Here is a 12,732-nt window from a genome sequence, read left to right on the forward strand (position 1 = left end):
CAAACAGAAGCGGCGCGCAAGGCAACGCTGCCTTGGCCAACGGGCGCTCAATGAACAGGCTGGTAAAGCCACGAAGCGGAACATTCTATCGGAGCGGCTGTTCCCAGCCACAGCGCCCCTCCTGTGCGGGCGATCCGGGTTTTTGACCAGGAGCAGCCATTCGATCGCGGCTGCCCTCCGGCGTGACGATGGCTTTCAGTCCGCCGAGCTCGGAGTCGGTGAGAACAAGCTGCCAACGATAGGCACTGAGCACGTCCTGAACGATGGCGAGGCCAAGGCCGGTACCCTCGCCGCGCTCGTCCAGCCTTGCACCGCGTTCGAGCACGCGGCCGCGTTCGGCGGACGCGATGCCCGGGCCGTCGTCCTCGACCGTGATCGCCGGATTCGCGGTGGCATCCGCGCCGATGCGCACTTGGCTCTTGGCGTGACGGGCGGCATTTTCCAGGAGATTGCCCAGCACCTCGGCCAGATCAGTGCGATCGAGCGGCACGATCGGCTCGCCCGTTATGCAGGTCCTGAATTCAAGCCGCTGCGCAGTGGACGTGCGCGCCAGCGTCAGCATCAGGGACTCGACAAGCGGTCTGAGTGGCGTGGAAACATGGCCGCGCTGTCGTGCCGTCCCCCGCGCCCGGGCACGCGCCAGTTCGCGGTCGACGTGACGGCTCATCGCGTCGCCGACGGATTCGATTGCCTGGGCGACGTCCTGCTCACCTCGCCGACGCAAAATCGCGACATCTGCCGCGAGTGCGGCAAGCGGCGTCTTCAATCCGTGCGCCAGGTCAGCGGCACGGCTGCGCGAACGCTCGATCTCGCGCTCCTGGGCATCGATCAGGCTGTTGACCTCTTCCACCAGAGGCTTCACTTCGGCAGGAACGTCGACGGGGAGATGCTTGCGCTGGCCGGAGCGGACGTCCGCGACACCGCGGCGAAGCGCGTCGAGCGGGCGTAAGCCTAGTCCGACTTGGATCGAGGTGGCCACCGCCAGCACCAGGCTCAGCAGGCCGAGCGCCAGCACCAGATCCTTGGCGAATTGCGCGGCGGCGGCCGACGCGCGGGCGAGATCGCCGGCCACCGCGACGCGCACCGGCGCACGGCGGTCGCTCACGGTAAGCAGCACGCGGCGTTCACTGACCAGGAGCCGCGCGTTCGCGGGGCCAAGGATGACGTGACGGTGCAATTCGCCAGGCGACGGCTCATCCTGCGGCAAGTCCAGCGCCGTGTCCCACAGCGAACGTGAACGCAGCACCTGGCCGTCGTCGTCTGATACCTGCCAATACAAACCCGAAAGCGGGTCTGCAAACCGCGGGTCGGCCGGCGGGCGGCCCACCATCAGCTTGCCCTGCGCATCGACGTCGATACCTGCGAGGAGTTGCTTGAGATAGACGTCGAGGTCGTCGCCGATGGTGCGCGTGACGTGGCGCTCGAACAACAGCGTCAGCCCGGCGCCGGCGATGGTCAGCGCGATCAGGATAGCTACGAATCCGCCAGCGATCAGTCGCAGCCGCAGCGAGCCCCGGCTCACGGCGTCCTCTCCGGTACCAGATAGCCGAAGCCGCGCCTGGTCTCGATCAGATCGGCACCGAGCTTCTTGCGCACGCGGCCGACCAGCACCTCGAGCGCGTTCGACTCATGGTCTTCGCCGTGACCATAGACGTTTTCGTCGAGCTCATGCTGCGACACCACGCGGCCTCGGTGGTGCAAGAGAAAGGCGATCAGGCGGTATTCCAAAGGCGACAACGCGACGGGCACGCCGCGCAGCGTCACCTTCATCTGGCGCTCGTCGAGTTCGACCTCGCCGGCGACAATCTTTGGGGAGGCATGCCCCGCCGCGCGGCGCACGATCGAGCGCAACCGCGCCAGCAATTCCTCCATGCGGAAGGGCTTGGGCAGGTAGTCGTCGGCGCCCGCGTCGATACCGTCGACGCGCTCGGCCCAGCTGCCACGCGCCGTCAGGATCAGCACCGGCATGGACCGTCCGTTCGCGCGCCATCGCTTGAGGACGGCGAGGCCGTCCATGCCGGGCAAGCCGAGATCGAGGACGACGGCGCCGTAGTCCTCGGTGTCACCGCGAAACCAGGCTTCCTCGCCGTTGCGGACGGTTTCGACCACATAGCCGCCCGCGCGCAAGGCCGTCTCCACATCGGCCGCGATCCGTCGGTCATCCTCCACGAGCAGCAGGCGCATCACTTCTCCTTGATGCGTTCAATCTCGCCGCTGCGCGCGTCCACATACGCTTCGTAGAGGTGGCCCTTGTCGCCGACGATGCGGAGCTCATAGATCCAGCGGCCGCGCTGACGCTCTATTTCGACGCCGGCGACCTCGCCCGGCAGCTTGCCTCGGACGGATGCGAGGATATCGGCGAGTGACTTGATCTCGCCCGCCTCGACTGCACGGCGAACCGCGTCGGGCGCGCCATTATCGTGGTCGCCTGCAGCCGCGGGCCCTGACGCGAGCACGACGCCCGCCAGCATTGGAACTGCGAGGAATCGCATAAGACCAGCTGATTGCATGGACAAAGAATGCCCCAATCGACCTGACGAAACGCTGACGTGGATCAATAGGGGCCAGGCCGGGCAGCGGACCCCGGTTACCGCCGGCTTCCGGGCCTGGAGCGTTGCCGCTCATTGGTCGCTTGGCTGACAATTCACTGACACCACCCAACAGGTGGCCGTCAGGGCTCTTCTGCCAATTTCCGCTCGACGCCTCGCCGCATGACGCGGCCGGGCGCCACAAGCCGGAGAGAACCATGCGCAAGATCACCATGTTCACCGCCACCGCCGCCTTGCTCGCAGCCGCCGCGACCGCTCACGCCGGCAGCCTCGGGCGTCCCTGCACTGCAGCGCCACAGACAAGCTGGCTGTCGCTCGAACAACTGCAGGCCAGGGTCGAAGCCCAAGGCTACAAAGTTCAGAAGGCCAAGCTCAAGAATGCCTGTGGTGAACTCTACACTATCGACAAGTCGGGCAGCCGGGTCGAGTTGTTTGTCGATCCGACCAGCGGCCAGATCGTCGGTCAGCTGTAAGGGTCAGCACCATGAGCGCCATTCACGACGCGACCCTGGCTGGCGGCGAGAAGCCGCCGGCCTCGGTCAAGGTCTGGGACGCCTTCGTGCGCATTTTCCATTGGTCGCTGGCCGGGCTGTTTCTGCTCGCTTATGCGACCGGTGACGAGATCGAAAATGTCCATATCGCCGCCGGCTATATTATTGCCGGGTTGCTCGCGTTACGGATCGTGTGGGGCTTCGTGGGGCCGCGCCATGCGCGCTTTCGCGACTTCGTGCGTTCCCCGCGTGCAGTGCTCGCCTACATGCGCGACGTGGCGCTGCTGAGGGCGCCACGCTATCTCGGCCACAATCCAGCCGGTGGCACGATGGTGGTGGCGCTGATCGTCACTCTGCTCGGCACCTGCCTCACCGGTTACATGATGACGACCGGTAGCTTTTGGGGAGCAAAATGGGTGGAGGAGGTGCATGAGGCGTTCGCCAACCTCACGATCGGTCTCGTCGTCGTCCACGTGTTTGGCGTCCTGCTGGCGAGCTTCGAGCACCGCGAGAGCCTGGTGAAAGCGATGATCACCGGGAGGAAGCGTCCAACATGAGCGAGATTGGTTGGCCTTACTGCCGCCTCTCCGAGAGGTGGGACGGCAGCTTGGCTTCCATTGGCGACGACCGAATTGACTGAGGTCGGCCGAAACGCTCCACCAAGAGCGAGCAGCCTCCCACAATGGCTGGCGCGCTTGAGGCAAATCAACTCACCAGCGCGCTGGTGGAGTAATCGAGACCTGCAGCCGATTGGCGCTTCTCTCGCCCGTGGGTGTGGGATCTTCCTCATGCGAGTCAGACGCGGAACTCTGCTTCTCACCTCTTCTGGGGGCGCATTCGTTCGTACGCTCTTCGCGGTTGCACTGAGCTTGTTACCTTCCGTGTCGATGGCGCGGGACGATGTGAAGCTGAGCGATGCGCAGGCGCGGAATCTAGGTGTGCGCGTGACCCATCCGATCGCGAGCCGGACCGACCTGACGCTGCCCTATCCTGTCCAAATCGTGATCCCGACGCCGCAATTGTGGGTGGTCAGCGCACCGGTGTCCGGCATGGTCGCCAATCTCCGGGCCGGGCGCGGCGACCGCATCTCGGCCGGCCAGCCGCTGGTCACCCTGGAAAGTCCAAGTTTCGTCTCTCAACAGCGCGACTACCTGCACGCGATCGCACAGGAGCTTCTCGCCGCCCAGCAGCTCAAGCGTAACGTCGATCTGTTCGAAGGCAAGGCTGTACCGCAACGCGTGTTGGAAACCAGCCAGGCCGAGGCGCGTCAGGCTACTCTCGTCGTCGCCGAGCGGCGGCAGATGCTGCATCTGAGCGGGATGTCCGATGAGGTAATTTCGCGGCTGGCCCAGGAAGCGGCTATCAGCGGGACGCTCACGGTCAATGCGCCGCAGCCTGCATCGGTGGTCGATGTCATGGTATCGCCAGGACAACGGGTCGAACAATCCACGCCGCTCATCAAGCTCGCGCGGCTCTCGCCGCTATGGGCCGAAATCGCGGTTCCTGCCGCCAATATCCGAGCGATCCGCACCGGTGCAAGTGTCGAGTTTGAGAATTATTCAACGCCCGGCAAGGTCGTACTGGTCTCCGAGACCATCGACCCTGGCACCCAAACCATTCTGGTTCGCGCGGAAGTGCCCAACGACGGAGAGCTGCATCCTGGTCAGACGACCGCAGCCCGCATCGGCTTTCTCTCCGCCGGTGAAAGCGCCTGGGAGATTCCCTATAGCGGGCTGGTGCGGCGGGGCGAACAAACGTCGGTCTTTGTCGCGTTCGACGGCGGTTTTCGGCTAGTCTCGGTCAAGCTGGTTGCGGAAGATCAGGACCATGTCGTCGTGTCGGGCCCCGTGACAGAGCAGGACGAGATCGCAATCGGGGGCATCTCGGCGCTTCGCGGCATTCTCTCGGGACTGGGACAGTAGATGCTCCGGCGACTGATCGCTTTCGCGCTTTCCCAGCGATTGTTCGTTATGCTGGGGGTGGTGCTGTTGGTCGCCGCCGGCGTCGTCCTCCTGCCCGGCCTGCCGATCGACGCGTTTCCCGACGTCTCCCCGGTCCAGGTGAAGATCATCATGAAGGCGGCGGGCCTCACCCCCGAAGAGGTCGAGCAGCGCATCACGGTCCCTATCGAGCTTGAACTGCTTGGATTGCCTAACAAGAAAGTCCTTCGTTCAACCACGAAGTATGCATTGGCTGATATCACCGTCGATTTCGAAGACGGCACTGACATCTACTGGGCGCGCAACCAGGTGTCGGAACGACTATCGAGCATCTCGCGTGATTTCCCTGACGGGGTGAGCGGCGGTCTTGCGCCGATCACGAGTCCCCTGGGCGAAATGTTCATGTTCACGATCGATAGTCCCGAACTCTCGCTCGCCGAACGCCGGGGCCTGCTCGATTGGGTGATCCGTCCCGCCCTGCGTACTGTCGCCGGTGTTGCCGACGTCAATGCGCTCGGCGGTTATGTGCGCGCCTTCGAGATCGTGCCGCGCAGCGATGCACTTGCCGCCCGCGGCATATCGCATGACCTGTTCCGTCGGGCGATCGAAGCCAACAGTCGCAACGATGGCGCCGGACGGGTGAACCAGGGCGAGGACAGCACCTTGGTTCGGGTTGAAGGCAGCATCCGGTCGACAGAAGATATCAAGGCCATAGTCGTTGACACGCGCGAGGGAGTGCCGATCCTGGTCAAGGACGTCGCGAACGTCCAGGTCGGGACGCTGACCCGCTATGGCGCAGTTACGTCGGACGGGCACGGCGAAACCGTCGAGGGGCTGGTCCTCGGCTTGCGCGGCGCCAATGCGGGGCAGCTCGTCCGAGACGTACGTGCCCGACTTGCCGAGCTGCAGCCCTCGCTGCCGAGGAGCGTTTCGATCAACGTGTTTTATGACCGCAGCCGCTTGGTCAACCGCGCGGTGGGCACGGTGATTCGGGCGCTCGGCGAGGCCACCGTCCTCGTCATCGTTCTTCTGCTGCTTTTCCTCGGCAACTGGCGCGCCTCGCTGGTGATCGCTCTCAGCCTGCCGCTGGCCATTCTCATGGCGCTCATCGTCATGCGCGTCGTGGGAATGTCGGCCAACCTGATGAGCCTGGGTGGACTTGCGAGGATCGGCATGTTGATCGACGCGCTGGTTGTCGTCGTCGAGAACATCGTCGGCAACCTCGGCAAGCACGAACCGAGCAAGGCGACTCCGCTGATCCACCTGGTGTACCGGTCGGTTTGCGAAGTCCTGGAACCCGTCGCCTCGGGCGTCCTCATCATCATGATCGTGTTCGTACCGCTGCTGACCCTGCAGGGATTGGAAGGGAAGCTATTCATCCCAGTCGCACTGGCAATCATTTTCGCGCTCGCCAGCTCGTTGCTGCTGGCGCTGACCGTGATCCCGGTCGCAACCTCCTATCTGCTGAAGTCCGCGTCACATCGCGATCCCCTGCTGATTCGTGCGGCACAGCGGATCTACGCACCGGCGCTGGACTGGGCCTTGGACAACGAGCGCAAGGTGATTGCTGCAGCGCTGATCGGCCTGCTCGCTGCGGGCTTCGGTTATTCAAAGCTCGGCAAGACCTTTATGCCGACGATGGACGAAGGCGACATCATCGTCAGTGTAGAGACGCTTCCTTCCGTCAACCTCGACGAGTCATTGGCTATAAATGCAAGGCTCCAGACCGCACTTCTGGCCGTACCGGATATTGCCGGTATCGTCGCACGGACCGGGTCGGACGAGCTCGGCCTCGATCCCATGGGCCCCAACCAGACCGACACGTTCCTCGTGCTCAAGCCGGCCGCCGAGAGACAGACCGACAGTCGCGAGACCCTGCTGCAGAAGCTTCGTGAGGTTCTGAACGGCTTTCCCGGTATCTCGCTCAGCTTCACCCAACCGATCGACATGCGCGTGCAGGAGATGATCAGCGGCGTGCGCGGCGACGTCGCAGTGAAGATCTTCGGCCCCGACATCGGCAGACTGAACGAAATCGCGGCAAAGCTGTCGGGCATCCTGTCCGGCATAGACGGTGCCGAGGACGTCTACACCACGCTCAACGAAGGCGCTGAATATTACACGGTGGCCGTCAATCGAATGGAGACCGGTCGCCTCGGCCTGACGGTGGACTCCATAGCGAACTCACTCCGCACGCAAATCGAGGGCCGAACGATCGGGACCGCGCTTGAGGGGGGACGCCGCACGCCGATCCTCATCCGCGGGAGCAAGTCGACCAGGGAGACGCCGACGCTGTTGGCGAGCCTGCCAATGACGCTCGCTTCCGGACAGCATGTGGCGCTGTCGCAGGTCGCCCGAATCCAACGAGTGGACGGCCCCGTGAAAATCGACCGCGAAGACGGCTCGCGGATGAGCGTGGTCCGCGCCAACGTCCGGGGCCGCGACATGGTGGGCTTCGTCGAAGCGGCGCGCCAGAAAGCCGCCGAACTCCCGCTCCCGGAAGGCTACCGGCTGACCTGGGGCGGGCAATTCGAGAACCAGCAACGTGCCGCCGCACGTCTGTCTGTCGTGGTGCCGGTTGCGATCGGTCTGATCTTCCTGCTGCTCTTCACCACATTCGGCGCCATACGACAGGCCTTGCTGGTCCTCGTCAACATTCCCTTTGCCTTGATCGGGGGCGTCTTCGCACTGGTTCTGACGGGCGAATATCTTTCAGTGCCAGCCTCCGTCGGCTTCATCGCGCTGCTCGGCATCGCCGTTCTTAATGGTGTTGTCCTGGTCTCTCATTTCAATCAGCTGCGGGCCCGCGGCCTGAGCGAGAATCGTATCGTCGTCGAAGGCGCCATGCGTAGGCTTCGGCCGGTGCTGATGACCGCGAGCATTACGGCGTTCGGCTTGATCCCGCTGCTGTTTGCCTCCGGTCCAGGATCCGAAGTCCAGCGACCGCTCGCCGTTGTCGTGATCGGAGGGCTCCTGTCGTCCACCCTGCTCACTTTGATTCTCTTGCCGATCCTGTATCGCCGCTATGGCGGGACGCCGAAGGTGACCTGATGATCGACCAGCCGGTCTGCCTCACGCTGATCTTGTCTCGCCAACTCTGCGACGAGGTGTTCGACTATCTTACCGAGCAGACCGATCTTGTTTCGGGGTTCACCGCATTGCACGGGGCTGGTCACGGCGCCGAAGTCCGATTGCACACGGCGGCCGAACGCGTGAAGGGCAACGCCGATCAGGCCATCGTGCAGATCATCATGGCGAGGAGCGATGCTGGCCGCTTGCTCGACCGACTGCGAGTTCCGTTCGCCGGAGCCAAGATCGTCTACTGGACGACGCCCGTGACGGAGTTCGGCGCGATCGACTGAAGCAGCCTATTCCGCCGAGGCCTTGGCGTGGCGCTCGGAGGATTCCAGCGCGGCCGCGCTCATGCTGCGCCGGCGCCAGACGTATCCGACGACCAGCACGACGACGACGCCGAGAGCTGCGCAGAGATATTCGCCGCCTCCGCCGCCATGCGCGAATTGCGGTGGGATGCGCAAGGCGCCGAGCATGTTGTCCAGCGAGGCGCCGAACGGACCGTCGAACAGCGTGTGCAGCCTCGGCGCGATGCCGGGATCGGTCGCGATCACTTCGCCCGCGATCCAGCCGAGCAGCGCCGCGCCGGCCCACACCAGCACCGGCAGCCTTGCGAGCAGCGCCATGATCAGCGCCGCGCCGGCGACGATCAAGGGCACGCTGATGGCAAGACCGAGCACCAGCAAGGGCGCGCTGCCATTGGCGGCCGCGGCCACCGCAATGACGTTGTCCAGGCTCATGACGATGTCGGCGACGACGACGATCTGCACGGCCTGCCACAGATGCGAGGCCGACTCGACGCCGTCCTCGTCCTCCTGTTCCGGCACCAGCAGCTTTGCCGCAATCACGATCAGCGCAAGACCGCCGACCAGCTTGAGGTACGGCAGCTCCATCAGGCTCGCGACGATGCCCGTGAAGATGATCCGCAGCAGCACCGCGGCGCCGGCACCCAGGATCATGCCCCACAGCCGATGCCGCGGCTTGAGGCCGCGGCAGGCGAGCGCAATCACCAGCGCATTGTCGCCGGACAAGAGGATGTTGATCCAGATGATCTTGCCGACAGCGACCCAGAAAGTCGGTTCGGCCATCTCAACGCGGAACTGGGTGAAGAATGCCCCGATCGTAGCGGGATCGAAGATCTGCCAGAGCCAGTTCACACTACGTCCTTTCGCCGCGTCTCGTTACCTGATCGGCTGACGGATCAGCCGACGATCTCGTTGCCCGAGAAGAACTGCGCGATCTCGATCGCAGCGGTTTCCGGCGCATCCGAACCGTGCGCGGAGTTCTCGCCGATCGACTTTGCGTAGAGCTTGCGGATGGTGCCGTCAGCCGCCTTGGACGGATCGGTCGCGCCCATCACGTCGCGATACTTGGAGACGGCACCCTCGCCTTCCAGCACCTGGACCACCACGGGGCCGGACGTCATGAAGTCCACGAGCTCACCGAAGAAGGGGCGCGCCTTGTGGACCGCATAGAAGGTCTCGGCCTGTTCCTTGGTCATGCGGATGCGCTTCTGCGCGACGATACGCAGGCCCGCCTTCTCGATCACGGCGTTAACCGCACCGGTGAGGTTACGCGCGGTGGCGTCGGGCTTGATGATCGAGAAGGTGCGTTCGATGGCCATGATGTTGTCCTTGAAGAGAAAACGGTGGTTCGGAGTTGCCGGGCTTATATCGGCGCCTTCGCAATACGGCAAGCGACCGCCAAAACCGACTCGGGGACGCTTCGCCGCAGCCCAGGGGCCGGAATTCCAAGATGGATTACAACGATTTCACCCAAATGAACCCAATCTGAAGGCCTCGTCAGGGTTTGGTTCAGCCTCGTTCGGATAACCTCAGGTCCATCGAAACCAAAGCCTCTGCCCGAGGCGGACCGTTTCGGCGGCCTTTCCATCGACGCGATAGCCCCGCGCCGACAGATTTGAGGAGATCACCATGTTGAGGAAACTTTCGCTCGCCGCGATCGCCGCGGTTGCGCTTGGTGCCGCGCTGGCACCGACCTCCGCGTCCGCTCATTGGCATGGCGGCTGGGGTCATGGCGGCGGCGGTGGCTGGCATCATGGCTGGGGTGGCCCGCGCTTCTATGCCCCCGTCTCCTACGGCTACGGCGGCTGCTATGTGCGCCGGCTGGTCCCGACCCCCTGGGGACCCCGCTGGCGGATGATCAACCGCTGCTACTGAGCCCGACAGCACCTTTCCAAGGATACCTGACCCCAAGGATACCTGACCCCAAGGGTACCTGAGCCCCCCAAGGTACCTTCCAAGCGAAGCCCCGGCGTCCCCAGCGCCGGGGCTTTGTATTCGCAGGGGGATATTGCGTGGCTTCACACAATTTTTGCTAGAATGCCTCGCAATCGCCGGAGTGGCGAAACCATTTGGGGACCAAGGACTTGGTACGGTGTCGCTTCTTTGAGAACACGGAACCCTGCGATGGTTAGTCTTTTCGCCGATGACAGCGAGCAAATCGACCGGCGCACCAGCCGCTCGATCCGCGATGCGGTGGGCGAACGGCTCCAGCAGAGCCTGCGGCCCGAAGCCAGGCTGCCGACGCACCTCGAGCAACTCCTCAATGAGCTGAAGCAGCGCGAGCGCGATTCGCACTGAGTTGACGAGCACCGGCTTGCAGACACGGAAAAACGGGTTGCGTTTGATCGCCGGTGCGGTGACAAGGCCGCATGCTCTCCATTAGCGACCTCTCCATCCGCCTCGCCGGACGCCTTCTGATTGACCAGAGTTCCGTGCAGATCACGCCCGGATCCCGCGTCGGCATGGTCGGTCGCAACGGCACCGGCAAATCGACCCTGTTCAAGGTGATCCGCGGCGAGCTCGCGGCCGAGCACGGCACGGTGACCCTGCCGCCCCGTTGGCGCGTCGGCAGCCTCGCGCAGGAAGCGCCGAACGGCCCCGAGAGCCTGATCTCGGTCGTGCTCAAGGCCGACCTCGAACGCGACGCGCTGCTCACCGAGGCCGAGAGCGCGACCGATCCACACCGGATCGCCGAGATCCAGACCCGGCTGGTCGACATCGACGCCCATTCGGCGCCGAGCCGCGCCGCCGCGATCCTCTCCGGCCTCGGCTTCTCGGCCACCGACCAGCTCCGCCCCTGCGCCGAATTCTCCGGCGGCTGGCGCATGCGTGTCGCGCTCGCCGCGACGCTGTTCGCCGCTCCCGACCTGTTGCTGCTCGACGAGCCCACCAACTATCTCGACCTCGAAGGCACGCTGTGGCTGGAGGATCACCTCGCGCATTATCCGCGCACCGTGATCGTGATCAGCCATGACCGCGACCTGCTGGAAAGCTCGGTCGACCAGATCCTGCATCTGGATCGCAGCAAGCTCACGCTTTACAAAGGCACCTACTCCTCCTTCGAGGAGCAGCGCGCCATGCGCGAGATGCTCGATGCCAAAGCGGTCAAGCGCCAGGAAGCCGAACGCGCCCGCCTGCAGGCCTTCGTCGACCGCTTCAAGGCCAAGGCCTCGAAAGCCCGCCAGGCGCAGTCCCGTGTGAAAATGCTGGAGCGGCTGAAGCCGATCACGGCGCTGGTCACCCAGGACGTACGCGAGATCAGCTTTCCGGCGCCGGAGAAAATCCTGTCGCCGCCGATCATCGCCGCCGACAACGTCGTGGTCGGCTACGATCCGAACACGCCCGTGCTGAACCGCGTCACCTTGCGCGTCGACAATGACGACCGCATCGCGCTGCTTGGTTCCAACGGCAACGGCAAGTCGACCCTTGTGAAACTGCTCGCCGGCCGCCTCGCGCCGTTCTCGGGCAAGGTGACCCGCGCCGACAAGCTCTCGATTGCCTATTTCGCCCAGCACCAGCTCGACGAATTGAACGAGGATGCCTCGACCTACGACCACGTCCGCAAGCTGATGGGCGAGGCGCCCGAAGCGAAAGTACGCGCCCGCGCCGGCGCCATCGGATTTTCCGGCAAGGCGGCTGACACCAAGGTTGGAAAATTGTCGGGCGGCGAGAAGGCGCGGCTCCTGCTGGGACTTGCGACCTTTTTCGGCCCCAACATGATCATCCTGGACGAGCCGACCAACCATCTCGACATCGACAGCCGCGCCGCGCTTGCGGAAGCCATCAACGAATTCCCCGGCGCCGTCATCATGGTTTCGCATGATCGCTATCTGATCGAGTCCTGCGCCGATCAACTCTGGATCGTCGCCGACCGCACCGTGACCAATTACGACGGCGATCTCGACGAATATCGCCGCCTGGTGCTGTCCGCGCGCAATGGCGAGCCCGCCCCGCGCGAGCGCAACGCGCCGAGCGAGAAGCCGCAGCGTCCGCGATCGGACAATCGCGGCTCACTGAAGAAACGTATCGCTGAAGCCGAATCCGAGATCGCCCGCGTCAGCGAGATCATCAGCAAGATCGACACTGCGCTCGCCCTGCCCGACATCTTCAGCCGCGACCCCAAGCAAGCCGCGCAACTGTCGAAGGCTCGCGCGAACGCAGCCGACGCGCTCGCGCGCGCAGAGGAGCAGTGGCTCGAGGCAAGCACGCAGTTCGACGAGGCGGCGGGTTGACGCCCCCACAAGGGCCGACATTAAAATCCGAAAAACAACCCCATGCACAGTACCGGTATTTTGCTACCCAGCAATAAGTCGTTGAATAACCTGTCTTTGCCGCACCGACTGAGCCGGCCCGTCTGGCGAAGCTTCGTCGGCAACAG

13 protein-coding genes are annotated in these 12,732 nt (G+C 64.2%); 8 read left to right on the forward strand and 5 right to left on the reverse strand.

The window, feature by feature from the left end:
• Nucleotides 1-85 precede the first annotated feature (85 nt).
• Genes AC0L2F_RS29025 through AC0L2F_RS29035 form a run of 3 tightly spaced genes read right to left on the reverse strand, consistent with a single transcriptional unit; the run spans nucleotide 86 to nucleotide 2,471 of the window.
• On the reverse strand, nucleotides 86-1,522 hold the full coding sequence (locus AC0L2F_RS29025) for a sensor histidine kinase (RefSeq protein WP_473250748.1): 1,437 nt from the start codon (nucleotides 1,520-1,522) through the stop codon (nucleotides 86-88).
• Nucleotides 1,519-2,184 (reverse strand): response regulator transcription factor, encoded by a 666-nt coding sequence (locus AC0L2F_RS29030; RefSeq protein WP_063992680.1) that lies wholly within the window; start codon nucleotides 2,182-2,184, stop codon nucleotides 1,519-1,521. Before AC0L2F_RS29030 ends, AC0L2F_RS29025 begins: the two co-directional genes overlap by 4 nt.
• Entirely contained in the window at nucleotides 2,184-2,471 is a 288-nt protein-coding gene (locus AC0L2F_RS29035) for a PepSY domain-containing protein (protein ID WP_007609379.1), read from the reverse strand. The genes AC0L2F_RS29030 and AC0L2F_RS29035 overlap by 1 nt, the downstream gene beginning before the upstream one ends.
• Before the next feature lie 275 nt (nucleotides 2,472-2,746).
• On the opposite strand from AC0L2F_RS29035, the gene AC0L2F_RS29040 reads away from it, so the two are divergent.
• From AC0L2F_RS29040 to AC0L2F_RS29060, 5 genes are all read left to right on the forward strand, one after another.
• On the forward strand, nucleotides 2,747-3,022 hold the full coding sequence (locus AC0L2F_RS29040; RefSeq protein WP_473250749.1) for a PepSY domain-containing protein: 276 nt from the start codon (nucleotides 2,747-2,749) through the stop codon (nucleotides 3,020-3,022).
• 11 nt (nucleotides 3,023-3,033) lie between these two features.
• A complete protein-coding gene (locus AC0L2F_RS29045; RefSeq protein ID WP_473250750.1) occupies nucleotides 3,034-3,597 on the forward strand; it encodes a cytochrome b/b6 domain-containing protein in 564 nt (187 codons plus the stop codon).
• 330 nt (nucleotides 3,598-3,927) lie between these two features.
• Nucleotides 3,928-4,962, forward strand: a complete 1,035-nt coding sequence (locus AC0L2F_RS29050) for an efflux RND transporter periplasmic adaptor subunit (RefSeq protein ID WP_473250768.1) — start codon at nucleotides 3,928-3,930, stop codon at nucleotides 4,960-4,962.
• Nucleotides 4,963-8,028, forward strand: a complete 3,066-nt coding sequence (locus AC0L2F_RS29055) for an efflux RND transporter permease subunit (RefSeq protein WP_473250751.1) — start codon at nucleotides 4,963-4,965, stop codon at nucleotides 8,026-8,028.
• Entirely contained in the window at nucleotides 8,028-8,339 is a 312-nt protein-coding gene (locus AC0L2F_RS29060; protein WP_063992684.1) for a DUF3240 family protein, read from the forward strand. Before AC0L2F_RS29055 ends, AC0L2F_RS29060 begins: the two co-directional genes overlap by 1 nt.
• Before the next feature lie 6 nt (nucleotides 8,340-8,345).
• Here the strand turns inward: AC0L2F_RS29060 and AC0L2F_RS29065 are convergent, their stop codons facing one another.
• Nucleotides 8,346-9,206 (reverse strand): TerC family protein, encoded by an 861-nt coding sequence (locus tag AC0L2F_RS29065; protein ID WP_473250752.1) that lies wholly within the window; start codon nucleotides 9,204-9,206, stop codon nucleotides 8,346-8,348.
• 44 nt (nucleotides 9,207-9,250) lie between these two features.
• On the reverse strand, nucleotides 9,251-9,673 hold the full coding sequence (gene ndk / locus AC0L2F_RS29070; RefSeq protein ID WP_007591953.1) for a nucleoside-diphosphate kinase: 423 nt from the start codon (nucleotides 9,671-9,673) through the stop codon (nucleotides 9,251-9,253).
• Between the two features lie 310 nt (nucleotides 9,674-9,983).
• Between ndk and AC0L2F_RS29075 the strand changes: the two genes are divergently transcribed.
• From AC0L2F_RS29075 to AC0L2F_RS29085, 3 genes are all read left to right on the forward strand, one after another.
• On the forward strand, nucleotides 9,984-10,229 hold the full coding sequence (locus AC0L2F_RS29075; protein ID WP_007609363.1) for a hypothetical protein: 246 nt from the start codon (nucleotides 9,984-9,986) through the stop codon (nucleotides 10,227-10,229).
• Between the two features lie 249 nt (nucleotides 10,230-10,478).
• Nucleotides 10,479-10,652 carry a hypothetical protein gene (locus tag AC0L2F_RS29080; protein WP_007609361.1) on the forward strand — a complete coding sequence of 58 codons (174 nt, stop codon included), beginning with the start codon at nucleotides 10,479-10,481 and terminating at the stop codon, nucleotides 10,650-10,652.
• A gap of 71 nt (nucleotides 10,653-10,723) precedes the next feature.
• A complete protein-coding gene (locus tag AC0L2F_RS29085) occupies nucleotides 10,724-12,586 on the forward strand; it encodes an ABC-F family ATP-binding cassette domain-containing protein (RefSeq protein WP_473250753.1) in 1,863 nt (620 codons plus the stop codon).
• Nucleotides 12,587-12,732 lie beyond the last annotated feature (146 nt).

Source organism: Bradyrhizobium sp. Ken64 (assembly GCF_055807555.1).

Coding starts and splice junctions, on each gene's coding strand:
- AC0L2F_RS29035 (WP_007609379.1), bottom strand. CDS start 2,471: ATGCTGGCGGGCGTCGTGCTCGCGTCAGGGCCCGCGGCTGCAGGCGAC.
- AC0L2F_RS29045 (WP_473250750.1), top strand. CDS start 3,034: ATGAGCGCCATTCACGACGCGACCCTGGCTGGCGGCGAGAAGCCGCCG.
- AC0L2F_RS29085 (WP_473250753.1), top strand. CDS start 10,724: ATGCTCTCCATTAGCGACCTCTCCATCCGCCTCGCCGGACGCCTTCTG.
- AC0L2F_RS29060 (WP_063992684.1), top strand. CDS start 8,028: ATGATCGACCAGCCGGTCTGCCTCACGCTGATCTTGTCTCGCCAACTC.
- AC0L2F_RS29075 (WP_007609363.1), top strand. CDS start 9,984: ATGTTGAGGAAACTTTCGCTCGCCGCGATCGCCGCGGTTGCGCTTGGT.
- AC0L2F_RS29050 (WP_473250768.1), top strand. CDS start 3,928: ATGGCGCGGGACGATGTGAAGCTGAGCGATGCGCAGGCGCGGAATCTA.
- ndk (WP_007591953.1), bottom strand. CDS start 9,673: ATGGCCATCGAACGCACCTTCTCGATCATCAAGCCCGACGCCACCGCG.
- AC0L2F_RS29055 (WP_473250751.1), top strand. CDS start 4,963: ATGCTCCGGCGACTGATCGCTTTCGCGCTTTCCCAGCGATTGTTCGTT.
- AC0L2F_RS29040 (WP_473250749.1), top strand. CDS start 2,747: ATGCGCAAGATCACCATGTTCACCGCCACCGCCGCCTTGCTCGCAGCC.
- AC0L2F_RS29080 (WP_007609361.1), top strand. CDS start 10,479: ATGGTTAGTCTTTTCGCCGATGACAGCGAGCAAATCGACCGGCGCACC.
- AC0L2F_RS29030 (WP_063992680.1), bottom strand. CDS start 2,184: ATGCGCCTGCTGCTCGTGGAGGATGACCGACGGATCGCGGCCGATGTG.